This window comes from Halobacillus shinanisalinarum, from assembly GCF_022919835.1.
In the GTDB taxonomy this organism is placed as follows: Bacteria; Bacillota; Bacilli; order Bacillales; family Halobacillaceae; genus Halobacillus_A; species Halobacillus_A shinanisalinarum.
In genome coordinates this window covers 1,610,225-1,633,500 of record NZ_CP095074.1, presented here as the reverse complement: position 1 = coordinate 1,633,500, position 23,276 = coordinate 1,610,225, and the positions used below count along the sequence as shown (strand labels likewise).

At 40.6% G+C, this 23,276-nt stretch carries 24 protein-coding genes and 1 pseudogene; 22 read left to right on the top strand and 3 right to left on the bottom strand.

Features of this window, described 5'->3' with window-relative positions:
• Nucleotides 1–3 precede the first annotated feature (3 nt).
• The 6 genes and pseudogenes from MUO14_RS08125 to MUO14_RS24720 all read left to right on the top strand — a co-directional run bounded on the left by MUO14_RS08125 (nucleotide 4) and on the right by MUO14_RS24720 (nucleotide 4,331).
• Nucleotides 4–852 (top strand): fumarate hydratase, encoded by an 849-nt coding sequence (locus tag MUO14_RS08125; RefSeq protein ID WP_318036025.1) that lies wholly within the window; start codon nucleotides 4–6, stop codon nucleotides 850–852.
• Nucleotides 853–864: 12 nt separating this feature from the next.
• The gene (locus tag MUO14_RS08120; protein ID WP_244754737.1) at nucleotides 865–1,419 is read left to right on the top strand and encodes a Fe-S-containing hydro-lyase; all 555 of its coding nucleotides are present in this window, start codon (nucleotides 865–867) and stop codon (nucleotides 1,417–1,419) included.
• A 492-nt stretch (nucleotides 1,420–1,911) separates the two neighbouring features.
• Complete coding sequence (locus MUO14_RS08115; protein WP_244754736.1) at nucleotides 1,912–3,345, top strand: T7SS effector LXG polymorphic toxin; 1,434 nt, start codon at nucleotides 1,912–1,914, stop codon at nucleotides 3,343–3,345.
• Entirely contained in the window at nucleotides 3,342–3,812 is a 471-nt protein-coding gene (locus MUO14_RS08110; protein ID WP_244754735.1) for an SMI1/KNR4 family protein, read from the top strand. The genes MUO14_RS08115 and MUO14_RS08110 overlap by 4 nt, the downstream gene beginning before the upstream one ends.
• A gap of 75 nt (nucleotides 3,813–3,887) precedes the next feature.
• Nucleotides 3,888–4,148: pseudogene (locus MUO14_RS24725) on the top strand (FadR/GntR family transcriptional regulator); the annotation flags it as partial.
• 12 nt (nucleotides 4,149–4,160) lie between these two features.
• Nucleotides 4,161–4,331: an IS3 family transposase gene (locus MUO14_RS24720; protein ID WP_396265836.1), complete on the top strand. Its 171-nt coding sequence runs from the start codon at nucleotides 4,161–4,163 to the stop codon at nucleotides 4,329–4,331.
• Between the two features lie 159 nt (nucleotides 4,332–4,490).
• On the opposite strand, the gene nhaC is transcribed toward MUO14_RS24720, so the two are convergent.
• Nucleotides 4,491–5,972: a Na+/H+ antiporter NhaC gene (nhaC, locus tag MUO14_RS08105; RefSeq protein WP_244754734.1), complete on the bottom strand. Its 1,482-nt coding sequence runs from the start codon at nucleotides 5,970–5,972 to the stop codon at nucleotides 4,491–4,493.
• 13 nt (nucleotides 5,973–5,985) lie between these two features.
• Nucleotides 5,986–7,152 carry a trans-sulfuration enzyme family protein gene (locus MUO14_RS08100; RefSeq protein WP_244754733.1) on the bottom strand — a complete coding sequence of 389 codons (1,167 nt, stop codon included), beginning with the start codon at nucleotides 7,150–7,152 and terminating at the stop codon, nucleotides 5,986–5,988.
• 174 nt (nucleotides 7,153–7,326) lie between these two features.
• Between MUO14_RS08100 and MUO14_RS08095 the strand changes: the two genes are divergently transcribed.
• From MUO14_RS08095 to MUO14_RS08055, 9 genes are all read left to right on the top strand, one after another.
• On the top strand, nucleotides 7,327–8,010 hold the full coding sequence (locus MUO14_RS08095) for a FadR/GntR family transcriptional regulator (protein WP_244754732.1): 684 nt from the start codon (nucleotides 7,327–7,329) through the stop codon (nucleotides 8,008–8,010).
• Nucleotides 8,011–8,078: 68 nt separating this feature from the next.
• Entirely contained in the window at nucleotides 8,079–8,222 is a 144-nt protein-coding gene (locus MUO14_RS08090; RefSeq protein ID WP_244754731.1) for a hypothetical protein, read from the top strand.
• Nucleotides 8,223–8,426: 204 nt separating this feature from the next.
• Complete coding sequence (locus MUO14_RS08085; protein ID WP_244754730.1) at nucleotides 8,427–9,017, top strand: hypothetical protein; 591 nt, start codon at nucleotides 8,427–8,429, stop codon at nucleotides 9,015–9,017.
• 434 nt (nucleotides 9,018–9,451) lie between these two features.
• Nucleotides 9,452–10,525 carry a putative 2-aminoethylphosphonate ABC transporter substrate-binding protein gene (locus MUO14_RS08080; protein ID WP_244754729.1) on the top strand — a complete coding sequence of 358 codons (1,074 nt, stop codon included), beginning with the start codon at nucleotides 9,452–9,454 and terminating at the stop codon, nucleotides 10,523–10,525.
• Nucleotides 10,526–10,546: 21 nt separating this feature from the next.
• Complete coding sequence (locus MUO14_RS08075; RefSeq protein ID WP_244754728.1) at nucleotides 10,547–11,542, top strand: ABC transporter ATP-binding protein; 996 nt, start codon at nucleotides 10,547–10,549, stop codon at nucleotides 11,540–11,542.
• A 21-nt stretch (nucleotides 11,543–11,563) separates the two neighbouring features.
• A complete protein-coding gene (locus MUO14_RS08070) occupies nucleotides 11,564–13,339 on the top strand; it encodes a putative 2-aminoethylphosphonate ABC transporter permease subunit (protein WP_244754727.1) in 1,776 nt (591 codons plus the stop codon).
• Nucleotides 13,336–14,130, top strand: coding sequence for a phosphonoacetaldehyde hydrolase (phnX, locus tag MUO14_RS08065; protein ID WP_244754726.1), 795 nt, complete (start codon nucleotides 13,336–13,338; stop codon nucleotides 14,128–14,130). The genes MUO14_RS08070 and phnX overlap by 4 nt, the downstream gene beginning before the upstream one ends.
• Before the next feature lie 12 nt (nucleotides 14,131–14,142).
• Entirely contained in the window at nucleotides 14,143–15,258 is a 1,116-nt protein-coding gene (phnW, locus tag MUO14_RS08060; protein ID WP_244754725.1) for a 2-aminoethylphosphonate--pyruvate transaminase, read from the top strand.
• Between the two features lie 80 nt (nucleotides 15,259–15,338).
• A complete protein-coding gene (locus tag MUO14_RS08055; RefSeq protein WP_244754724.1) occupies nucleotides 15,339–16,112 on the top strand; it encodes a DeoR/GlpR family DNA-binding transcription regulator in 774 nt (257 codons plus the stop codon).
• Between the two features lie 221 nt (nucleotides 16,113–16,333).
• On the opposite strand, the gene MUO14_RS08050 is transcribed toward MUO14_RS08055, so the two are convergent.
• The gene (locus MUO14_RS08050) at nucleotides 16,334–16,831 is read right to left on the bottom strand and encodes a sigma-70 family RNA polymerase sigma factor (RefSeq protein WP_244754723.1); all 498 of its coding nucleotides are present in this window, start codon (nucleotides 16,829–16,831) and stop codon (nucleotides 16,334–16,336) included.
• A 196-nt stretch (nucleotides 16,832–17,027) separates the two neighbouring features.
• On the opposite strand from MUO14_RS08050, the gene MUO14_RS24715 reads away from it, so the two are divergent.
• The 7 genes from MUO14_RS24715 (at nucleotide 17,028) to MUO14_RS08020 (ending at nucleotide 23,240) form a co-directional block, all read left to right on the top strand.
• Complete coding sequence (locus MUO14_RS24715; RefSeq protein WP_396265814.1) at nucleotides 17,028–17,342, top strand: sigma factor; 315 nt, start codon at nucleotides 17,028–17,030, stop codon at nucleotides 17,340–17,342.
• A 17-nt stretch (nucleotides 17,343–17,359) separates the two neighbouring features.
• Nucleotides 17,360–17,488 (top strand): hypothetical protein, encoded by a 129-nt coding sequence (locus tag MUO14_RS08045; RefSeq protein ID WP_244754722.1) that lies wholly within the window; start codon nucleotides 17,360–17,362, stop codon nucleotides 17,486–17,488.
• Between the two features lie 230 nt (nucleotides 17,489–17,718).
• Nucleotides 17,719–18,675: an LCP family glycopolymer transferase gene (locus MUO14_RS08040; protein WP_244754721.1), complete on the top strand. Its 957-nt coding sequence runs from the start codon at nucleotides 17,719–17,721 to the stop codon at nucleotides 18,673–18,675.
• 485 nt (nucleotides 18,676–19,160) lie between these two features.
• A complete protein-coding gene (locus tag MUO14_RS08035) occupies nucleotides 19,161–20,309 on the top strand; it encodes an acyl-CoA dehydrogenase family protein (RefSeq protein WP_244754720.1) in 1,149 nt (382 codons plus the stop codon).
• Nucleotides 20,306–21,403, top strand: a complete 1,098-nt coding sequence (locus MUO14_RS08030) for an acyl-CoA dehydrogenase family protein (protein ID WP_244754719.1) — start codon at nucleotides 20,306–20,308, stop codon at nucleotides 21,401–21,403. The genes MUO14_RS08035 and MUO14_RS08030 overlap by 4 nt, the downstream gene beginning before the upstream one ends.
• Nucleotides 21,400–22,206, top strand: a complete 807-nt coding sequence (locus MUO14_RS08025) for an enoyl-CoA hydratase/isomerase family protein (protein WP_244754718.1) — start codon at nucleotides 21,400–21,402, stop codon at nucleotides 22,204–22,206. The genes MUO14_RS08030 and MUO14_RS08025 overlap by 4 nt, the downstream gene beginning before the upstream one ends.
• Before the next feature lie 59 nt (nucleotides 22,207–22,265).
• Nucleotides 22,266–23,240 carry a TAXI family TRAP transporter solute-binding subunit gene (locus tag MUO14_RS08020; protein WP_244754717.1) on the top strand — a complete coding sequence of 325 codons (975 nt, stop codon included), beginning with the start codon at nucleotides 22,266–22,268 and terminating at the stop codon, nucleotides 23,238–23,240.
• Nucleotides 23,241–23,276: the final 36 nt, after the last annotated feature.

Below are 23,276 nucleotides of genomic sequence, written 5' to 3'. Positions count from 1 at the left end.
GTGATGTATTTGAAAGAAATTAAATATCAGGACATCGTCACACACGTTTCCAGCATGTGTGAGGAGGCTAATTTTGAGCTTGGAGAAGATGTTTTGAATGCTTTTCAAAGCGCCGTTGACAAAGAGAAATCACCTATGGGCAAGGAAGTGTTAAACCAATTAATTGAGAATGCCAACGTTGCCTCTTCCGAACGCGTACCTATGTGCCAGGATACGGGCGTATCCGTTTTTCTGGTGGAACTAGGGCAAGATTGTCATATCGTTGGGGGCAGTTTGCAAGAGGCGATTAATGAAGGTGTTCGTATGGGGTATGAGGAAGGATATCTTCGTTATTCAATTGTAGATGACCCGATTAACCGTAAAAATACGGGAGACAATACCCCATCAATTATTCATATTGAGCTAGTTCAAGGGGATAGTCTAACGATCCATATGACAGCAAAAGGGGGCGGTGCAGAAAATATGAGTCGCCTGCAAATGCTTAAGCCAAGTGACGGGCTGGATGGGATTAAGAAATTCATCTTTGAAACGATTCAAATTGCCGGTCCTAATGCTTGTCCTCCACTAGTCGTTGGAGTAGGAATCGGCGGGAATTTTGAGATGTGCGCGTATTTAGCCAAGAAATCATTGTTTAGACCTGTTGGGGAGAGAAATCCATGGGATGAAGCAGCCAAGCTAGAAAAAGAATTAATGGAGGAAGTGAATCAATTGGGTATTGGTCCTCAAGGTATGGGGGGAACTACAACAGCAATAGATGTGAAGGTTGAATTAGGTGCTTCTCATATCGCTGCTCTTCCTGTAGCTGTTAATTTAAATTGTCATGCAAGTCGTCATAAAAAAGTGATCCTTTAGTGGAGGTTTTCTATGTCTAGGCAACGAATTTCAGTTCCTTTTACAGATGAACATACAGTTACTACTTTAAAAGCTGGTGATCAAGTAGCCATTAGTGGAACGATCTATACAGCACGAGACGCAGCACATAAACGTATGGTCGAGCAGCTTGAAAAAGGAGAAGAACTTCCATTTGAAATAAAAGATCAAGTGATCTATTATGTGGGCCCAACACCTGCTAAACCCGGTAAGGTTATTGGTTCGGCGGGGCCTACAACGAGTAGTCGTATGGATAGATATGCTCCCGCACTATTAGACTTAGGGTTGAAGGGAATGATTGGGAAAGGGTACCGAAATCAATCGGTTATTGATTCCCTCAAGAAAAATAAAGCTGTCTATTTTGGAGCTGTAGGGGGATCCGCTGCATTGATTTCACGGTCTATTAAGAGTGTAGAGATGATTGCATATGAAGACCTTGGAACGGAAGCTGTACGGAAATTGGAAGTGGAGGATTTTCCGGCCATAGTGATTGATGATTGTGAGGGGAATGACTGGTATAGGCAAGCGATAAAAAATTATAAACAATAAACTATTGTATTAGTGAACACTTAAGTACACTACTTCTCATAACAGGTAGTGTACTTTTTTTATTAAGCATCCTACTCAGGTCTTACTCTAGTTGTCATAATTCAAAACTGAGAAAGATATTATTGTATGAGATTGTAAATATGCTAGCAAAACCTCCAAAAATTAAGAAATTCCATTGATGTACGGTTCCATTCTATACTACCATCATGATCTGAGTGAAGAAGTCGAGGTGCAGTTTGTTAAAAGTGATTTGAATTGTATGCGCTGTTGGAGGAGGCAATTTCAGATATGGGACGGGTTTACTGCAATTCTGCGGTAGTAGTGTTTGAGGGTGAGCCTGAGCCTGAGCGGGCGGTGGGTATTATAGGGTAATAAGTTTCACTTTTATGACCACCTTTCAGCCATTTATACGAAGTTTCGAATACATGTATTTCCTTCTGGTAAAAAATTCTATATACTTGATGTAACGAATTTGGAAAGAGGTTGTTTTACATGAAGGTGCTGGATGTTTCGGATCTCCAAAAGGGTGGAGAAGAAACGATACATACGCTGGATCAGTTGAGAAACTCGATTCATCAAGTGAAGGTCAGTATAAAGACAATCATTCATTTGGAAGACTCGCTTCGCGGGCAAGGCGGGGAAGCGATTCGAACGTTTTACCAGGAAGCGCACCTGCCGTTTTTGAGCTATTTGGAACAATTCCTTTCGCAATATGAAGATGCGATCCGTAAGATGCTGACTTCTCTGCATGAGTTCGAGCCGGATTCTGATGGCGTGATTCGGGAAGATTTTCTGGAACAAGAAGTGGAAGCGGGATTACATAAGGCAAGCACCGTCACGACGGAGATCATTCAGGAAGTCAACCAGGTCGTTGGCAGTGTTCAGGACATCGTGGCATTGCCGTCTATTGACGATAGTAAGTTTTTGCAGGAAATTCAACAGGCATGGAACAAGAAGGACGAGACGGTGGAACGGCTGCATGAGTTTGATCAGACGGAGTCGAGCCAGTTGGCAGAGCTGAGGCAAAGCTTATCGACCATGAATCAATACATAGAATCGATTTCTTCGCAGTTTGAGGCCGGGGATATTAGCATAGGAAGCTATCAAGCGGGTCAGCTTCAATCGAATATGAATGGGGCATCTATCAATCTAGCGACGAATGCGAAGGTCGTTCCTCCGGATGAAGTAGATGGGTTTATTTCGGAACAGAAGAGGATGGCTCCTGTATCACTGGGGTATGAATTCACGTCAGAAGGGGTATGTACAAGGGAAGACATGATGGCGCCTTCGTCGGATGCTTCGAAAGAGGATGTGACCTGGTGGAAGAAGACGGCATCCTTTGTGCTTGATTTTATTCCGATTGTTGGGAATGTCAAAGCGGCTATTGAGACGAATACTGGTGAGAATTTGATCACGGGTGTGGAGTATGAAGGCTGGGAGCGGGCGTTGTTGGCTGCCTCTGTTGTAGGCGGTGGATTTGTAAAGGTAGTAGGGAAAGGTGCTAAGGGTGTTAGTAGTGTTGTAAAAAATGGTGATGAGGTTGTAGAAGGAGTGCGCAAGGCGACTCCTAATGGATTTCAATATTGGAATAAAACAACTGAATTTAAAAATGTGAAGGTTTATCAGAGAGACGATATTATAAACTTAAATACAAAAGACGCACGTGGTAGGACAAACTTTGAGAGAATGAAGAAAGGTTTAGCGCCACTTGGACCAGACGGAAAATCTATTAATCTACACCATATGACACAGAGAAATGAAAGTGCTATAGCTGAGGTCACACATACTTTTCACAAAGATAATAGCCTGATCATTCATATTAACCCTAACACCATACCTTCTGGAATAAATAGAGCTGAATTTAACAAATGGAGAAATAGTTACTGGAAAAACAGAGCGCGGGAAAAGGCAGGAGGAGAAAAATGAGTATTGAAACTTACCAAAAAGCGAAAGAAATTATTTTAAGTAATGAAGACATGGCTGATTTTGTTGGAGGGCGCACAAATGGTTTAATTAAAATGGCTGAAGGAAAGTTAGGTTTAAAGTTTACTGGTCTTTATTTGGATTTCTTGAAAACTTTGGGAGCTGGGAACTTTGGAGCACAAGAGATTTATGGAATTCTCAAAGATGACTTTGAAAATTCTTCTGTCCCCGATGCAATTTGGTTTACATTAACCGAACGCAAAGAAACAGGACTACCTAATGATCTCCTCGTTATTTATGACACTGGAGGGGATGAGTTATTCTGCTTGGATTTTAACAAGCTAGATGAAAATGGGGAGCCTAAGGTAGTATCTTATGTGCCTGGAATGAAGTTGGATGATCAGGTGTATCAAGTAATAGCACATGATTTTGGAGAATTTTTACTAGGTTTAGTAAGACAAGAACTATAAATTGGATTGACATCAATCAAATGAACCTTCATCTGAAGGAATATGTTACTTTATTGAAATGATGAAAGGGACAAGGCCAATCAAGCCGATGCTCAATTTCATCAGGCCATCTATCGAGCATCTAAAAATCCAATGTTAGAGAGCATCATAGACTCCGTATGGGATACCTTCCACGAGTTCTGGAATGTACCATTTGGGAAAAATGATATCTTTGATCAGAGTTATCCCTTCCATAAGTCTTTGCTTAAGGCTATTCGTGAAAGGGATTCTGATGCAGCCCTTCAGTCATTCCGTGAAATCATGCGTTCTATAAGAGATTCTATCGGGAGATTTTAAATGCGTTAGTCAATTCCTAGTATCTTAATTCATGTCTATGGAGAAACATTCGAAAGCCAGAAACAATTGAACCTGTCCTTATTTGATTATGTCCACTGGTATAATCACATCCGAATTCACGGCCCCCTAGGATGTTTAAGTCCCATCGAATTTAAGAAGAGGCACCTTAACAAAATTGTCTAGCTTTGTGTTGACAATCCAGAGAACGTATATGTACAACTTGATAAACCATCAGGAACTTTATTGCAGTCTTTTATGATTTCGGTTCCAACACAAAGGATCCTATAAGCGGGCATGCTCAGTTATAGGATCCTTAATTGTTGTATGTGTGACTCACTTTTTTTATATGACTTTTTTTGAAGAAGCTTCTGAGTCTTCTAATGGTTTATCCTCATTCAGTTTTCTAATTCCGAATCCTCCAGTGTACGGGGCCAGGAATCCATACAAAGCGGAAAAGACAACTCCGCCTAAGTTAAATATAGCCCATGGCAAAAATTCAAAGTTGCCTACACCTAATGTTGTAGCCATAAAGACACCCGATACGGTCCAGGGCATTAAGGCTTCAGTAATGGTTATGGAGTCTTCCATGCTTCTAGATAGGTTTACAGGATGTAAGTTTTTCTTTTTATAAACGTCTCCATATATATCTTTTATTAGGAAATAGGTAACGAGAGCATTAGAGGTACAGTTAATAACTGCAAATCCAGTAATGAGTGATGCGAAAATAACGCTTCCCACGGATTTTAGGTACATAATAACTTTTTCAAGAACGATATTTAATGCTTGTGAAACTTCGAGTGCGGATGCAAAGAAAAAGGCACAAAATACGAAGAATGTAGCATTATACATAGAATATAATCCGCCGCGGTTTAATAATCCTTGCATATCCTCAGATAGTACACTCGAATCCAATCCGGATAGGGAAAAGGTAATCATTTCTACGTTAAAGCCTTCTACAGCAGCTGTAAATACATTGCTAATAGATGCATTTTGAAAAATTAAAGCTATGACCATGGCTGTCACAGAGGAACTAAACAAAACGATAAGGGGAGGTTTCTTCATTAGAGAGCCTGCTATTACAATTATTGCTGGAAGTAGAACCAAGATATTGAGGTTAAACAATTGTTCAATAGCAGAAAGTGTTTCTTGAATATCTGTTAGCTGTCCAGAGTTGGTTTCAATCTGTAGTCCAACGAAATAAAAGACGACTAGAGCAATTATGGAAGAGGGGAGGGCAGTGTATATCATGTGTTTGATATGTTCATATAAATTCGATCCTGCTGCTAACGAACTCATATTAGTTGTATCAGACAGTGGGGATAGTTTATCACCGAAATAAGCTCCAGAGACAACGGCACCTGCTGTAATCGCCATGGGAAGATCCATAGTTTGCGCTACACTCATCAAGGCAACCCCAATGGTACCTGCAGCTCCCCAAGAGGTACCTACGCATGTGGAGACAATCGCTGTTACGATAAAAGCCATTACGTATAAATAGGCAGGGTTAATCATTTCTAACCCATAATAAACAAAGAAGGGGATTGTACCAGAGATCATCCACGTACCTATTATTAAACCAATGCTAAATAGAATCAGTATGGCTGGTAATGCGGTTTTAATTTTCTCTCCCATTACGGAAATAATTTTATCCCATTTATGTCCATAGAAAATCGCGAATATCGCAAACACTACACCTGCCATTATTAACATTAATTCAGCTTGAAATTTTAGAACTCCAATTCCACCAATGAATATGAGTAACGCAATGGAGATGGGAAGCAATGCCATTCCTATAGTTGGACGTTTCAATTCTTTTTCGTTCAATATAATCCCCTCCTTAAGATTTAATAGAATGGAGAGCTTTAAACCCTCTTTCTAAGTCAGCAATTAAAAGATCTGAACCTTCTAGTCCAATGGAAAATCGTATGAGGCCAGTTCCGATTCCTTGATCAATAAGTTCTACTTCATTGTTTTCTTTGATCGGTGAATTTACAAGGCTTTCATAACCTCCCCAGCTCACCCCAATTTTGAATCGTGAGAGTTGGTTAATAAAAGTTGCAATGTTCTTAAACCCTCCTTCTTTCAATTCGATACTTAGTAAGCCTGAATAACCTGTCATTTGATCATTTATAAATGAAAAGTCCTCTTCTTTCCATTGACTTGGGTGATTAATTTTTATGACTTCTTCTTTTGTTTTCAGGTATTGTATAACCCGTAAACAGTTATCTTGATGCTGTCTCATCCGAAGAGGTAATGTTCGCAAACCTCTAATAATCAGAAATGAATCTTGAGGGGAGAGAACAGCACCGTTTAACTGGAAGCCGTATTCAAAGATTTGATCTATTAGTCTATGTGCACCAATGACAGCGCCTCCTACCACATCACTATGCCCTCCTATGTACTTAGTCAGGGAATGGATACTTAGGTCAAAGCCTAATGTAAGGGGCTTTTGGAAAATAGGAGTAGCCCATGTATTATCAATGGCTGTGTATATACCGTGTTGTCTAGCTACAGTTGAAATCTTTTTTAAATCTACTACATTCATTAACATGGTTCCGGGGCTTTCCACGTAAATCAACTTTGTGTGAGGCTTTATGTCGGACTCGAGATCTCCTGTAGAGAAGCTATGTTCTATATTAAAATTTTGTAAGTGTTCCAATAATTGCTGAGTGGGCCCGTAAATGTTGTTGACAAACAAGACATGGTCTCCGCTTTTTAATAAGGAGAAAAAAACGGAACTGATCGCCCCCATTCCTGAGCCAAAACATTTACACTGTTCTCCTCTTTCTAATAGAGCTAATTTTTTCTCTAATAGTTCGGTAGTGGGGTTCACACCTCGTGTATAAACATAATTTTCCCTTTCATTTAATTGAGCATGTGTAAACGCTTCAAAAGTATCGAATGTAAATAAACTTGTTTGGTAAATGGGCGGAGAAACAGATCCTCTATTATATTCAGGCTGGTCACCGTACTGTGTGCATATTTCTTCATCTGTGTAATTCACAAACTTTCCTCCTCATTACCTTCGTATGTGATTCTTTAGTTGAAACACTATCATACTATCAACCTGTATGAAAGGTATAAATATTATGAATTGTAAAATAAATAAATGGGATATATTTTATAATCATGTTTCCACATAGTATACTGTGGATAAGGTCAATGCAGAGGTGATGTTGTGAAAGCATTAAAGAAGAAAAGATTATCTGAACTTGTGGCAGATGAAATTAAAGCATACATTAAGAGAGAAAAACTAAAAAGCGGCGATCGCCTTCCTTCCGTAGCAGAACTAGTTCAAACATTAGGAATAGGACGATCCTCATTAAGAGAAGCTTTACAATTGCTTGAATCACAAGGTGCATTGGAAGTTTTGAATGGGAAGGGTACCTTTATTAATGATATGAAACCTTTCCATATTCAGGTAGCTTTCGAGGTAGAAAATGAAAAGAAATTTTTGTTAGAAACTCTAGAGGTTAGAGAGGCATTAGAGCGGAAGGCGGTAGAACTAGCGGTAATCTCAGCGAGCGAGGCAGATATCAATCAAATGAGTCTTCATCTGAAGGAATATGTTACTTTTATTGAAAATGATGAAAGGGACAAGGCCAATCAAGCAGATGCTCAATTTCATCAGGCCATCTATCGAGCAGCTAAAAATCCAATGTTAGAGAGCATTATAGACTCCGTATGGGATACCTTTCACGAGTTCTGGAATGTGCCATTTGGGAAAGATGATATCTTTGATCAGAGCTATCCTTTCCATGAGTCTTTGCTTAAGGCTATTCGTGAAAGGGATTCTGATGCAGCCCTTCAGTCATTTCGTGAAATCATGCGTTCTATAAGAGATTCTATCGAGAGATTTTAACCTTTTAATTCGGCAAAGAACTATAAGGGTGGTAAAGATGATAGTTTACCTGAACTAGAGGGATTTAAGTGGAAAAGCAAGGATATGTTTCGCTATGGATTGGTAATATTCAAGACTTTCTACCTTCGCCTTTTCTTAATGACTTTGCTATAGATATAGATGATTTTGACGAGGATTTCTTTGAGAAGGTCATTCCAAAGCTCGAAAAATAAATGGAGCATCAATTCCTGAAAATATAAATACAGCTATACTACTGTATGACTTCTCTTATGAAGGGGAAATAAGAGAAGTAGTTGATGATAACTATTTCTTTAACTACGTTGCCAGTGTTTCGTACGATCAGTAGATACTAGCTGTGGAGTATTGGATTTGAGAGTTCGCGGTACAGACCTTAATCTAAGGAGGCTCTGATAAAGTTGAGAAATGGTGACGCTTTTCGGGTACAACTACAAACTGTATTAAACCAGCTAGAAGAGATTTACCAAAAGCAACCTACGCCTATGCTAGAATTAATTATCTCACGTTATCAACAGGCTAATGACAGGATTGAGAATAATTATTTTGAAACACTAACAAAAGAAATGTTTAGTATTCAAGGTTCAGTGAGAGCGTATTTGGATTCACACAGCGACTATATGAATCCTGTCCTGGGGGAATGTATAAAGCTGAGAAAATGCTTGGAGAACTTTTTGATGAAAAGTGGAGGTAACCAAATTAAAGGTCAAGTTGAAAGGGTAATCGAATTAGTTACCGAGAAAAAGAAACAGGCAGATCATAAGTTTCTAGATACACTTCTGAATATATTACAGGATTTATTAGCAGCTATAAACGCTAATAAAGTTGATGACATACGGAAGAATCCCAGGATAAATGGAGCCTTGAGAGCATATTTTGATACGATCCTAGTAGAAAGCTATGGAGAACCGTTAGTCATAGAGCTCGATAACCTAGAAACGATGTTAAATAAAGTTTTAAGAGAATATGGTAACAAGTCATTCATAAAATAATAGTAATAAAGTATAAGAATATATAAGAAAAAGAGATCACAGCGCCAACTCGGTCCCTTTAAATAGTTGCTCTTGATTTAGGGCAAGGCTGCTCTTGAAAATAGACTCTCCCCGTTTAGCTGACAGGGAAGGTCTATTTTTTTTATGATTATCAGCCCAGTAATCATTACCTCCACGTCATCTTCATCAATAGCTTCCTTTTCATCTCTCCCCATACATTTTCGACCAAAGAGATACCTTCATGAAAACAACAAAAAACAAATCAATATAACACAAAATAACATTTTAACACGTTCTTCATACTAACTTAACATTTGTATTTTAATCTATGAGTATAAGATTTAGGAGGGATGTTTACTATCTTTTAAAATCACAACAAGTCACATGATTAAATTGATATAAGTAGTTAACTAAAAAGTTAGGAAGGTGACAATATGAAGAAGCGAATGGGGCAGATAGGAATCGTTTGTATGGGGGTACTTGCGCTTGTTGGTTGTGGACAAGGTGGTGAAAAAAGTGCCGGGGGAAAGGGTGAGTCAGGGTTGTCAGGAGAGTTGACAGTGTATACGGCCATTGAGGAAGAATTGATCCCGACCTACCTGGAATCCTTCGAGGAGCAATACCCGAATATAGATTTGAATATTGTTCGTGATTCTACTGGAATTATCACGTCGAAGCTGCTTGCGGAGGGTAAAAATACAAAGGCAGATGTGGTCTGGGGTGTACAGGCTTCAAATCTATTAACGCTTGAAGAAAAGAATATGCTTGCGGAGTATTCTCCTGAAGGTGTTGAAGAGATTCCGGAGATGTATAGGGATAGTAAAGATTCGACAAAATGGACGGGAAATCTTGTGACAGCATCTGGGATCACGGTGAATACAGCAGAACTTAAGGAAATGGGAATAGAGCCACCTAAGACCTACAAAGACTTGCTTGATCCTAAGTATAAAGGGTTAATTGCGATGCCTCATCCGGCTTCCTCAGGTACAGGCTACTTGCAGGTATCGACTTGGCTTCAAATGATGGGCAAAGAAAAAGGATGGCAGTACATGAAGCATCTTCATAAGAACGTAGGTATCTACACCCACTCTGGTTCAAAGCCGATTAAAATGGCTGCTAATGGAGAATTTCCCATTTCCTTAGGACTCGTCTATAGCGGTATTCAGGAAAAGCAAAATGGTGCGCCTGTGGAAGTCTACTTACCTAAGGCAGGACTAGGCTGGGATGTTGAGGCGAATGCGCTGATTAACAAAAAGAACAGTGAAAGCGATAAGTTGGCAAAAGCGTTTCTTGACTGGGCGGTTTCGGATGACGTGATGAAGGAATATCACCAGGCGTACGGTTTAGCGACAAAGAATGAGAAACTTGAAACAGCGAAAGGGTTCCCAGAAAACTTTGAAGATCTTCTTTATAAGGACCATAATTTGCGTCAGTCAGCAAAACAACGTTCGGAAATCTTGAAGCAGTGGGAAGCAAACTTTGCTGAGAAAGCCGAGCCTAAAAAGTAAGGAAAGGTAGTGGGAAGAACGATGGAAAATCAGTATTTGTCGATCCAAGGTGTGCAGAAGAAATTTGGTCGATTCACAGCACTAGACAACATTTCTGTTGATATTAAAAAAAGTGAGTTTGTTTGCTTGCTGGGTCCTAGTGGTTGTGGCAAGACGACGTTGCTCCGTATTATCGCAGGTCTTGAAAATCCGACAGCAGGAACGATTGTCATGAATGGTCGTGACATGGCAAATGTGCCGCCTGCCAAGCGAAATTTTGGAATTGTGTTTCAATCCTACGCTCTCTTTCCAAATCTAACCGCAATGCAAAATATTGAGTACGGCTTAAAGGCGCAAAAGCGCTCGCGAAAAGAGGTTAGGGAGAGGGCCCTAGAGGCACTTGCTCTTGTCGACTTAGAGCAAGTGAAAAATCATTATCCTGCGCAAATGTCTGGCGGACAGCAGCAGCGGGTCGCGCTGGCCCGTGCGGTAGCGATGTCTCCTGACTTTCTCCTCCTTGATGAGCCGCTTTCAGCTCTCGATGCTAAAGTGAGAGAAAGGCTTCGTTATGAAATTCGAGAGATCCAAGAAAAGCTTCAGATTACGACGGTTATGGTTACGCACGATCAGGATGAAGCGATGACGATGGCTGACAAAATTGTCGTCATGAATGATGCACAGATTATGCAATATGGTTCGCCTCAAGAAGTGTATCAGCATCCAAAAAATTCATTTGTGGCGGATTTCATTGGCTCGATTAATTTCTGGAGAAATCAACAGCAAAAAACTCTTGCGATTCGTCCTGAGCATATTCGTCTATCGAGAACTTATGGAATAAACGCAGAAGTCGAAGCAATTGAATTTCATGGACCGGTTTTCCTCGTCCATTTTAAGGTGAATAATCCAGAGACAGATCTTCACAAGTCAAGTGTGAAGGTGCATGTCACAATGCATGAGCTCCAGGAGTTCAAACTGGAAAAAGGCTCGAGAGTGTATTTAGACTTCTCGCCTGAGCGCATTCTAGCCTATGAGGCTTAGTGCAAAGGAGGAAGAAAAACGATGAAACAAGAAGGGACACTTATTAAACAGCTAAGACATACAACCCTTTCTTTCAACGGAGACAATTGGCTGAAACGCAGTCTGCTGCTTCTCATGCTTGCGACGTTTCTTATTGTCCTTGTCTTTCCGCTTGTAACCCTGTTTATCAAAGCCTTTCAAAATGAAGAGGGCGTATTTGTAGGAGTTCAGAATTTCGTTGAATACTTCAGTTCTCCGGCACTCGTTCAGTCTTTGCAAAATACGATGTTTATTTCGTCGATGACGACCGTAATATCCGTATCTCTAGCCTTTTCGTACGCCTATTGTCTCGTACGAACAGATATAAAAGGGAAAACCTTTTTTCGCTACATGGCGCTTTTGCCGTTGTTTGCACCGACTATGATGCATGGGATAGCCCTTGTTTACTTATTTGGAAATCAAGGGATTGTGACAAACGGTTTCTTCGGCCTTTTACCAGCCATGGATATTAACCTGTATGGATCCGTAGGTATTATTATCGCTGAAGTGATTTTCACATTTCCACAAGCGTTTATGATTATGCTTGTAGCACTTGGAAGTTCAGATTATCGACTTTATGAGGCAGCGAATACACTTGGTGTCAATAAGGCTAAACAATTTTTCACGATTACGCTCCCATCGGTAAAATATGGATTGATCAGTGCCATCTTTATCGTTTTTTCCTTAAGCTTTACGGACTATGGTGCCCCTAAGGTTGTTGGTGGGCAGTATAATGTGCTTGCGACCGATATCTATCAGCAAGTAGTGGGTCAGCAAAATATGAGTATGGGCGCTACAGTCGGAATCATTCTCATGATCCCTGCTATCATGGCCTTTGTCTCAGACCAGATGGTTAACCGCAAACAAAACGGTTCTTTGTCAGCTAGATCCATTCCTTATCAAGTGAAAAAGAATAAAAAGAGGAATGCGCTGGCTTTTACGTATGTGTCTTTGATAACGGCGTGTGTGCTTCTTGTATTCGGGGCAGTACTGCTAGCTGCATTGGTCAACAACTGGCCATACGATTTAAGTCTTAGTCTAGAACATTTCCAATTGGAAAGCTATACAGGTGGTGGATTTACAGCCTATTGGAACAGCGTTCTCGTTGCCGCTCTTTCAGCCGTGATTGGAACAGCTTTTACTTTCGTCTATGCGTACGGCATTGAAAAGATTCGCAAGATGACCGGGTTACGCAAAGCAGGCCGACTGTTTTCGATTTTGCCCATTGCTGTGCCTGGCTTAATTATTGGGATAAGTTATATCCTTTTTTTCAGCCAGCCAACGATAAATATATTTGGCTTCAGTATAACAAACCCGTTTCACTTCTTGTATGGAACAATCGCAATTATCGTCATCGCGAACATTTTACACTTTTACTCTGTAGCTTATGTAACGGCGACGAGTGCCTTGAAAAAATTGGATCAAGAGTTTGAAACGGTCTCAGAATCAATGGGTGTTCCCATGTACAAGTCGTTTATTAAAGTCACGCTGCCTATGTGTTTACCCGCGATTTTAGAAATGGTGATGTATTTCTTTGTCAATTCAATGGTGACGATTTCAGCCGTGGTTTTCCTCTATACTGCTGAATTTAAGTTGGCATCGATTTCCATTGTGAATATGGATGAAGCCGGAAACCTTGCGCAGGCAGCTGCACTTAGTGTACTTATTATTGCAACAAATATCTTCGTGCGTATGGTTTATGAACTGGCAGTCAAGCTGATTCGTAAGAGACAATTACGCCTACAACATTCAAACATGGAAAGGATTGAGGAACAATGAATAAGATCGAAGCGGTCGTATTTGATTGGGCAGGGACAACTATTGATTATGGGTGCTTTGCTCCGTTGGAAGTATTTTTGGAGATTTTTCGCAAACAGGGAGTGGAAATTACCGTAAAGGAAGCACGCGGTCCAATGGGTATGCTGAAAATTGAGCATATTCGTGCTCTGCTGGCCGAGTCCCGTATCCATGCAGAATGGGTTCGTGTCAAAGGGGTTGAACCGACGGAGGAAGACGTTCACTTGATGAATAATGAGTTTGAGAAGATTTTGTTTGAAGCACTTCCTCGTTTCGCGACGCCGATTTCGGGAGTGCCTGAGCTTGTAAGTTCACTTCGAAGCAAAGGAATTAAAATTGGAGCAACGACTGGCTACACTAAAAAGATGATGGAAATTGTTGCACCACGAGCAGCGGAACTAGGCTATGCTCCCGATTGTTATTTTACCGCTGATGATGTAAAAGCCGGCCGTCCGTATCCGTGGATGTGCTATCGCAATGCCGAAGAGCTTGATGTTTATCCAATGAATAAGATGATGAAGGTTGGCGATACAGCCACAGATATGAAGGAAGGCAAGAATGCCGGGATGATCAGTATTGGAGTTGTGTTAGGGGGGAGTGAACTAGGGCTCTCAGAACAAGAGGTTAAAGATATGGACACCAAGGAACTAGAAGTGGAAATCTTAAGGGTTAAAGAGCGTTTAACCGAGGCTGGCGCTGATTATGTGATAACAAAAGTCGATGAGTTGGAGAATGTGATCGATCAAATAGAAGGAAAGTCACTTCAGAAATAGAGGGAGTTTGTTATGAAAAACGATTATTTGCTGTTAACGCCTGGACCTTTGTCAACCTCAGAAACAGTACGTAAAGCAATGCTGCAGGATTGGTGTACATGGGATGCGGACTATAATCAACTTGTCCAAAAAGTCAGAGAGCGTCTCGTGACCCTTTCGACAAGAGAGACCGACTCATATACATCCGTTTTAATGCAAGGCAGTGGTTCTTTTACCGTCGAATCTGTTCTAGGAACTGTGATGCCGAAAACAGGTGGAAAGCTGCTCGTCTGCACGAATGGTGCGTATGGTGACCGGATTGTGAAGATGTGTGAAGTACTCGGAATTGAGACAGTGGTCGTAGAAGAAGAAGAACATATGGCGATCGATCCAAGTACGGTAGAAGCACATTTAGGGAATGATCCAACTATTAGTCATGTGGTGGTCGTGCATTGTGAAACGACAACGGGTATTTTGAATCCTGCTCAAGAAATTTGTGCAGCAGCTAAACGCTACGGGAAAACAACCATCGTAGATGCGATGTCAAGCTTTGGCGGCATTCCAATGGATGTCCATGATTGGGGCATAGACTTTCTGATTAGTAGTGCCAATAAATGCATTCAAGGAGTGCCAGGATTTGGATTCTGCATTGCCAAGAAAAAGGAGCTTGAGAAGTGTAAAGATAACGCCCGTTCCCTTTCCCTTGATATGTATAGTCAATATGAAACCATGGAGAATAACAGTGGTAAATGGCGTTATACCTCGCCAACCCATGTCGTGAGGGCTTTTTATCAAGCGCTGTTAGAACTTGAGGAAGAAGGCGGTGTCCAAGCACGTCACAGACGTTATATACAGAATCAGCAATTGCTCGTACAGGGCATGGAAAAGCTTGGTTTTTCCGCCCATATCAAAGAGGAACAGCAGTCACCTATTATTACATCGTTTCTTTTTCCAGATGATCCGACCTTTACCTTTCAAGAATTCTATCAGACTCTCAAAAAGAAAGGTTTTGTCATCTACCCAGGGAAAATTTCCGAGATCAACACGTTCCGAATTGGGAACATTGGCGAAGTGTACCCGAAAGATATGGAGCGCTTGCTTGACGTAATTCAAGAAACTTGTTCAAACTGGGAACATACCTTTGTCTGAATAAAATGAACGAAGAGAAGACTGCCCTCCTCCATAAAGGCAGTCTTCTGTTAGAAGAGCTGTAAGCAAGGAGGCAGAATATGACGTTATTATCAGATGAAAGAAAGAGTAATATTCTATTGCAGATTGAGGAAAATGGGAAAGTAAAAGTTCGCGATCTTGCTATAGATTTTAACGTGTCTATGGAAACTATTCGACGGGACCTAGATGAATTAGAAGCAGAAAAGCGTATAAGGAAGGTGTATGGCGGGGCTTTGAAGCCTGAATCATCGACCAGCGAAGAGCCGCCTATGTTTGAGCGTAAAATTTTACGTGCGAAAGAAAAGAAACGTATTGGTAGCAAAGCTGCTTCTCTAGTTAATGATGGAGACGTCATTTTCATCGATGAAGGCAGCACAACCTTGCAAATGGCCGCGCCCCTCCTTGAGAAAACCAACGTCACGATTATTACGAATTTCTTTCCATTGATGAAGCTGATGATGGAGTACGAGCAGAAGAAGCTATTTGTGGGGGAGCTGATTTTTCTAGGAGGCCGTATGAACAGTACGCACTCACGATCAAGCGGATCGTATACGGAAAAAATGGCTAAGACTTTTTTCGTTGACAAAGCTTTTATTTCCGTTGATGGTGTCGATCCGAATATTGGATTAACAAGCTACCAATCGGAAAAGTGTTCGCTATCTCAGATTTTTATCAGCCATACGAGGCAGGCGTATGCCCTCGTTGACCATTCCAAGCTAGGTGTGAAGGCCAATTTTAAGATGGAATCAATGGAGGCTTTCAGTCATGTGATCTGTGATGTAGAGGCTCCGAGTAGTTGGAAATTAACGGGTACAGAATGGGTGCAGGGTTAAGTGGGGCAGACACCTTGGATCAGAAGTCATAACTATCGATAATTGATATAGCGTCCTGACCTTGGTGATTAAGGTACAAAAAATTTATTCCGCAAAAGTATATGTATCAAGATCCGGCAATAGAGCGGGATGCTCAGTTGCCGAATCCTTCCTTAACCTAAAGCATTGAAGACATAACTAAAATGTATGAAAACATATCCTGACGTAGAATCCTTTTATCCCTAAGGTCTCGTCTCTAATTCCAAAGCTTTACGCAGTTTATTCCTGGCGTGTCTTCCCCAATTCTTCACAGCATCTCTTGTAACGTTTTCCAGTTTGGCAATTTGATCGACAGACAGATCATGGATGACAAAGTAGTAGACCCATTTCCATTGATTTTCCGTCAATATTTCTTTCACTTGCTCCCATAAGTAGTGATCTTGAATGATATCTTCGGTTTGAATGGCTTCCATATTCGCATGCTCCTGAAAATAGGTCTCCTCATGCTTCGTATTTCTCGCTTCTTTCCGTATGCAATCGATCAGGGCATTTCGTATCCTCCAGCTTATGTAGGTCGAAAATTGTCCAAGTTCAGGGTTGTAGCTTTCATAAGCATTCCATAGAGCTTCTAACCCTTCAGCAAAAAAGTACCCATCACGATCTTGAATATGCAGGCGATGAATGTGGTAGTGAATCAGTTGTTCATTTTCTCTGACGATTTGTTCGAAATCCATTGTCATTGATTATACCCCTTTACAGATTTTTTATTGTTCATATATATTATCGTTTTGAAAACCAATTTTGGTGTCATAAGTCGTGCAACTTTTTAAAGAATTGTAAAAACATGAAATAATTGTTTTCTTTTTGTAGTACATAGGTAATAATAAGGATATGCGCATAATTTATTATTGAGTATTCAATAGAAACGGGAAGATAATGAACGATCAGTATGAAGTTTATCAAAGGCTCGTATATACAGTGTTGAAGAAATTGAACGTGAGGAAGCCTTACGAAGATTATCTACAAGAGGCCTATTTTATTTATGATAAATGTATGAACAATTACGATTCAACAAAGTCCAACTTTTCCACCTATTTCACGAATCAGCTGACCTTTTATTATATGTCATTGTTCCGCAAGCAAAGGGATCAATCGTCACGGCTAGCACTCTTGGGTCACTATAAGGACTCTCTTTTTCCTGATCCTATATCAGATTTGATCTTTCTGCACGATATTTACCACTTGGCTTGACGGAGTTTGAAAAGAGTGTGGTTCGGCTAACGTTAGGCGGCTGTACAGTTGGAGAAATTTCCGATGCTGAATCTGTAAGCGAGGCTACCGTGAAGCGGACGAGGAAAGCGATTAAAGAGAAGACGAGGAAGCACTTAACTCTTTAATCGATCATGGGGATGTCTCGGACGTGGGCTTTCAAGATCTGTTCCATGCAAATGTGTTGGAGGGTTATTTCTTGGGTCAAAAGTCTGTTTTGCTTTATTAGCAATTCTGAGAAACATAGATGAAAGGGCAAGGCACATGTTTACTCTTTTTTGTCGTATTCTTGTTGTCTATGTCATTTCTAGTTATAATAGAACATAACTGAATGACAGAAGATGGAGTGAACAGATGAATGAGGAAACGTTCAGACATACACAAGAAAAAGAAAAGGAAATGGTGGAGGGTCCCTCTTATCCTATTCGTTTTACTATTATTAGGTGGAGGCGTCTATCTGTATACCATATACGCTGGGGCCAAAAGCACGGTGGATGAAAAGATGCATGAGAAGGTAACTTCTATTGATCATGAAGCGACAGAGAAGAAAATAACCCAAGAAGAACCTTTAAATATATTATTGATGGGTGTAGATGAAAGAAAAGGCGACCGTGGGAGATCAGATGCTTTAATGGTCCTTTCTTTAGACCCTGCTAACAACCGCAGTCAGCTGATAAGTATTCCACGTGATACAAGAGCAACACTTGTCGGAGATGATCCTAATGCGGGAACTAAAGACAAGATCAATCATGCGTATGCCTTTGGCGGCACGGACATGGCTATAAGGACAGTAGAGAGTTTTCTGGATGTTGATATGGATTATTACGTCAAGATGAATATGCAGGGACTTACCGAAATGGTTGATGCTGTCGGTGGAATTACCGTAAATAATTCAATCGATTGGTATGATACTGGCCATTACAAAGAAGGCTATCACTACGAAAAAGGTGAAATCACTCTTAATGGTCCACAAACGATGGGGTATGTACGCATGAGATACCAGGATCCAGCGGGTGACGCTGGTCGAAATGAGCGTCAGCGGCAAGTCATTAAAGCAATTGTTGATAAAGGGGCAAGCATTAATTCCGTGAATCGGATCGGAGAAATGATGGATGTCCTCGGCAATAACGTAACAACCAATATGAATTTCAGCACCATGAAGAATATCGTGCTAAACTATCGTAGTGCCCAACAGAACATGGAAACGTACCAAATGACTGGGACGGGTACGAAAATAGGTGGTGTGTACTATCTGCAGGTTTCTGATCAAGAAATTCAAGAGGTTCACAATATGATTACAGAATATAATTCTTAATGACAAGGCTGTCTCTTATATAGGAGGCAGCCTTGTTCTTTATACTTAGATACTTTGAACTGCCTCTGAGTAAAAATGATGAGCAGGAAGACAATGATCCAAAACGGAAGACACATAAACAGTGCATTTCTAAATCCTTTACAAACATGATCTAACACCTCACTCATTGGTGTTTTAAACATTGTTGCTACATGTATAGGTCTATATACATTAATTGTGAGAAGAGGGGAACGGTTCAGGTATAGGGTATCTAGGAGTCAGGAGGGGCGATTTCCCTTTCTGGCTTTTTTGTGCTTAATGAATTGACCTAGGAATCTCTTCATCCCCTGGAACAGGTTCAATACTCCCCAAAAAACTTTCGGCTTAGATATTTATTTGAAAATTTGAAAAGTTATTGATATTTATTTTTAATTCCGTTAGAATACAAATTATCAAATAATGATAACTGTTACCGAATATCGGTAAAAAGGAAGGTGTTTTTAAACATGAACAAATTAAAGATACCGATTATGGGATTTACGGAAGAACAGGAAACATTCAGGAATGAAGTACGTCAGTTTATTAAAAGCGAAAAAGAGACCTTTGAATCTCAAGTTGACTCATGGTTAAGTGGATATTCACCTGAGTTCTCCCAAAAGTTAGGAAAAAAAGGCTGGATTGGGATGACTTGGCCAAAGCAATATGGTGGGAAAGAGAGAAGTTCCCTAGAACGGTATATCGTTATTGAGGAATTATTAGCGGCGGGTGCTCCAATAGCTGCACATTGGTTTGCTGATCGACAGACTGGTCCGTTATTTTTAAAATTTGGAACCGATGAACAAAAGGAGTTTTTTCTGCCTAAAATTGCAGAAGGCACTTGTTATTTTTCCATAGGTTTAAGTGAGCCAAATGCTGGTTCTGATTTAGCAGCCATAAGTACAAAGGCAGAAAGGACAGAGAATGGTTGGGTTTTAAATGGGATGAAGATATGGACTAGTGGGGCACATCTTTCTGATTATATGATCGTCCTCTGCAGAACGTCACCAAAAAAACCAGACAGGAAACATGAGGGGTTAAGTCAATTGGTTGTAGATTTGTCCAGTCCCGGCGTTACTATAAGACCCATCAAATATTTAACAGGAGAAGAGCATTTTAATGAAGTGTTTTTTGAAAGCGTTATCATACCTGAGGAGAACATTGTCGGGCAAGAAGGGAATGGATGGAAGCAAAGCATGGCGGAGCTTGCTTATGAGAGAAGTGGACCTGAAAGAATATTGAGTACATTTCCTTTGTTAGAGGAATTGATCGGAACTTTGAGAGAAAATAAGGATGTTCAAGGCATGGGAGAATCTATGAAACTGCTGTCCCAATTATATAGCTTAAGACATATGTCAATCGGGATTGCCCAATTATTAGAGGAAGGAGCGGATGTAAATACAACAGCTGCTCTAGTTAAAGATATGGGAACAAAGTTTGAGAAAAATGTGGCTGAGGTTGCTCGGTTAATTATAGCTAGTCACCCATCGATGACGTCAGATGTCCGATTTGAAAAGTTGTTGGCTCAGTCGATTTTGCATGGACCAGGGTTTACTTTACGTGGAGGAACCACAGAAATCTTAAGAGGGATCGTTACGAAAGGGGTGGTTGCTGAATGAGTGATATGCAAGAAATTATTCTGGATTCCACCAATAAAATGTTTAAATCTTTATGTTCAAAAGAACTGATTGATCAATTAGAAGAAGGGATATTTGCCGAAGAGCTGTGGTCGGTGTTAGTTGAATCCGGAATCACTTCTGTCGGTGTTCCGGAATCTTTAGGGGGAACCGGTGGAGATTACAATGACGCCCTTCATATCTTACAGTTATATGGGAGGTTTAGTGTTCCACTTCCTCTATCAGAAACTTTAATGGTTCAGTGGTTGCTGGCGGATCATAGGGTACCAGCATCCAGAGAAATTTTCACCCTCTCTGTGAATCTTAAAAACAAGATTGAGATAGAAGAAACAACCAAAGGGTATTCCATACGGGGAAAGGCAGTACATGTACCATGGGCTAGACATGCAAAAAGTTTACTAGTACTAGTTAATTTTGAAGGTGCTTCCAAGGTCGCTTTATTGCCATTAGAGCAAGCCGGTGTTGAATACAATAGCAATCTAGCTGGGGAGCCATCGGACACGGTAAACTTTGAAAGTATTGATGTGGAAAATATTTTCTTAGAGGATGTTGAGGAAGAGAAATTCAGGATGAAAGTCACCAATCTAGGAGGGTTAATAAAGACCGCAATGATGAGTGGTGCTATGGAAGCTTTATTGGAATTAAGTGTTCTTTACTCTAAGGAACGTGAACAATTTGGTCGACCGCTCCATCGCTTACAAGCTATTCAACAGCACATTGCTGTATTATCTGGTGAAACAGTTGCCTCTGTGACCATTGCAAATAAAGCCATTCAAGCTTTTGGCAAAGGAATGGTAGATCATGAAATTGCTGCAGCCAAACTAAAGCTAAGTGAATCGGCAGGGAAAGTAACTGAAATTGCTCATCAGCTCCATGGGGCCATAGGAGTTACCCATGAACATCGATTGAATCAAGTGACACGAAGGCTTTGGGCCTGGAGAGATGAATTTGGAAATGAAAATTATTGGGCAGATCAATTGGCTGAAAAAGTCATGAGCTCTAACAAAGAAAGCTTATGGGAAATGATTACGGATCGTCCGGTAACAAAGGTACCTTTAGGGGAGGGAATAAAATGAGTGATTTGATTTTTAACGTGGAGGATCATATTGCAAAAATTACATTGAATAGGCCAGATCGTTTAAATGCTTTTAGTGAAGAAATGATCCATTTATGGATAGAAGCACTGGAAACAGTCCGGGATTCGGATCACATACGTGCCGTGCTGATTAAGGGGAATGGTAAAGGCTTCTGTTCAGGCGGAGATATTAAGGAAATGATGGCTGGAAATGGATTTTACAAAAGTGAAGAGGATATGACAAGTACAGGTTTAGCAAGAAAAAATTCATTGTGGAAAAAGGTGCAAAGAATTCCTTTATTATTGGAAGAAATCGATCAGCCTGTCATTGCTCAAATGCATGGTGCAGCGTTTGGTGCAGGACTTGATATGGCACTAATGTGTGATATTCGGATTGCATCAGAAGAGATCAGATTATCTGAAAGCTATGTGAATGTAGGGTTGGTTCCAGGGGATGGGGCTGCCTATTTCTTACCCCGATTAGTAGGTAAGGATAGAGCGCTAGATATGTTATGGACTGGGAAAGTAATCGAAGCAGAAGAAGCGCAGCAAATGGGCTTGGTGACGTTCGTAGTACCTCGGGATGAGATTGAGACTTTTACAGATGATTATTTACAAAAGATTGTAAATGGGCCTCAGCAAGCCATTCAATTAACTAAAAGAGCGGTTTATCAAAGTGAGAATATGAGTTTACGTTCATCGCTGGATATGATTTCTTCTTCTATGGGATTAGTCACTGAGTTGGAAGATTACCAGCAAGGTGTGCAAGCGGTTAAGGAAAAGCGAAAAGCTACTTTCAAGTAAGATGATGTTAGATGTTGTGCCCTTTAGTATCAATAATTAGTGGAGAGGGAGAGTATATTATGAAAAAGATCAGCAGGTTCGGTTTGGTATTAATAGCTATTGTTCTTATTGTAAGCGGTTGCAGTGGTGCGGCTGGAAACTCGAAAGAGAAACCTCTAGTACTTTCAACAGGAACAACCACCGGGGTCTTCTATTCATTGGGAGCCTTATTATCCACTACTTGGACTAATGAACTGGGTACACAAGTGACGTCACAAGGTTCTAACGGAAGTGTTGATAACTTAAACTTAATGAGCCAAGGAAATGTCACTATGGGTTTTTCAACCGTAAATATGATGTATGAAGCCTATAACGGGACTGGGAACTTTGAAGGGAGTCAGTATAAGGACATCCGTGTATTAGCAAACTTGTACCCAAACGTTAGTCATGTCATAGCGTTAGAGGGCTCTGGTATTGAATCACCTTCTGATATTAAAGGCCATTCATTCGTGTTTGGTGCTCCGGGAAGTGCTACAGCCATAGAATCCAAATTACTATTAGAAGCACATGGGGTAAGTGTTGATAATGTGAATGCGAACTATGTTGGATTTACAGAAGCCGTTGATTTATTAAGAAATGCTCAAGTAGAAGCGGCAAATATTTATACTGGTGTACCTTCCTCGGCTGCAACGGAGCTCATCTCTACTGTTGATTCAAAAGTACTAAGCTTTTCAGAAGATGCGATCAAAACATTAACGGACGAATCAAAGTATCCATGGAATTTTAAACATACCATCGAGGCTGGAACTTATGATAATCAATCAGAAGATGTTATTACGGTTGGACAATTTAGCGGGATCGCTGTTGATGCTAATGTGTCCGAAGAGAAAGTTTATGAGCTGACGAAAGCATTATGGGAAAACCTGGATAAATTGAAAGAGGGTCAGGCTGTTGCCGAGCAATTTGATCCTGAGTTAGCTGTGCAGGGCACCGCAGGCGTTCCGTTACACCCGGGTGCAAAAAAATATTATAAGGAAATTGGCGTCCTTGAATAAGCTCTATTTTGACATGACTATGAGGAGGAGGGGGAA

Bases quoted from the DNA above. Each gene is read 5' to 3' on its own strand.
- MUO14_RS08125 (WP_318036025.1), top strand. From the start codon at position 4: ATGTATTTGAAAGAAATTAAATATCAGGACATCGTCACACACGTTTCC.
- MUO14_RS08120 (WP_244754737.1), top strand. From the start codon at position 865: ATGTCTAGGCAACGAATTTCAGTTCCTTTTACAGATGAACATACAGTT.
- MUO14_RS08115 (WP_244754736.1), top strand. From the start codon at position 1,912: ATGAAGGTGCTGGATGTTTCGGATCTCCAAAAGGGTGGAGAAGAAACG.
- MUO14_RS08110 (WP_244754735.1), top strand. From the start codon at position 3,342: ATGAGTATTGAAACTTACCAAAAAGCGAAAGAAATTATTTTAAGTAAT.
- MUO14_RS08080 (WP_244754729.1), top strand. From the start codon at position 9,452: ATGAAGAAGCGAATGGGGCAGATAGGAATCGTTTGTATGGGGGTACTT.
- MUO14_RS08075 (WP_244754728.1), top strand. From the start codon at position 10,547: ATGGAAAATCAGTATTTGTCGATCCAAGGTGTGCAGAAGAAATTTGGT.
- MUO14_RS08070 (WP_244754727.1), top strand. From the start codon at position 11,564: ATGAAACAAGAAGGGACACTTATTAAACAGCTAAGACATACAACCCTT.
- phnX (WP_244754726.1), top strand. From the start codon at position 13,336: ATGAATAAGATCGAAGCGGTCGTATTTGATTGGGCAGGGACAACTATT.
- phnW (WP_244754725.1), top strand. From the start codon at position 14,143: ATGAAAAACGATTATTTGCTGTTAACGCCTGGACCTTTGTCAACCTCA.
- MUO14_RS08055 (WP_244754724.1), top strand. From the start codon at position 15,339: ATGACGTTATTATCAGATGAAAGAAAGAGTAATATTCTATTGCAGATT.
- MUO14_RS08050 (WP_244754723.1), bottom strand. From the start codon at position 16,831: ATGACAATGGATTTCGAACAAATCGTCAGAGAAAATGAACAACTGATT.
- MUO14_RS24715 (WP_396265814.1), top strand. From the start codon at position 17,028: ATGAACGATCAGTATGAAGTTTATCAAAGGCTCGTATATACAGTGTTG.
- MUO14_RS08040 (WP_244754721.1), top strand. From the start codon at position 17,719: ATGAGGAAACGTTCAGACATACACAAGAAAAAGAAAAGGAAATGGTGG.
- MUO14_RS08035 (WP_244754720.1), top strand. From the start codon at position 19,161: ATGAACAAATTAAAGATACCGATTATGGGATTTACGGAAGAACAGGAA.
- MUO14_RS08030 (WP_244754719.1), top strand. From the start codon at position 20,306: ATGAGTGATATGCAAGAAATTATTCTGGATTCCACCAATAAAATGTTT.
- MUO14_RS08025 (WP_244754718.1), top strand. From the start codon at position 21,400: ATGAGTGATTTGATTTTTAACGTGGAGGATCATATTGCAAAAATTACA.
- MUO14_RS08020 (WP_244754717.1), top strand. From the start codon at position 22,266: ATGAAAAAGATCAGCAGGTTCGGTTTGGTATTAATAGCTATTGTTCTT.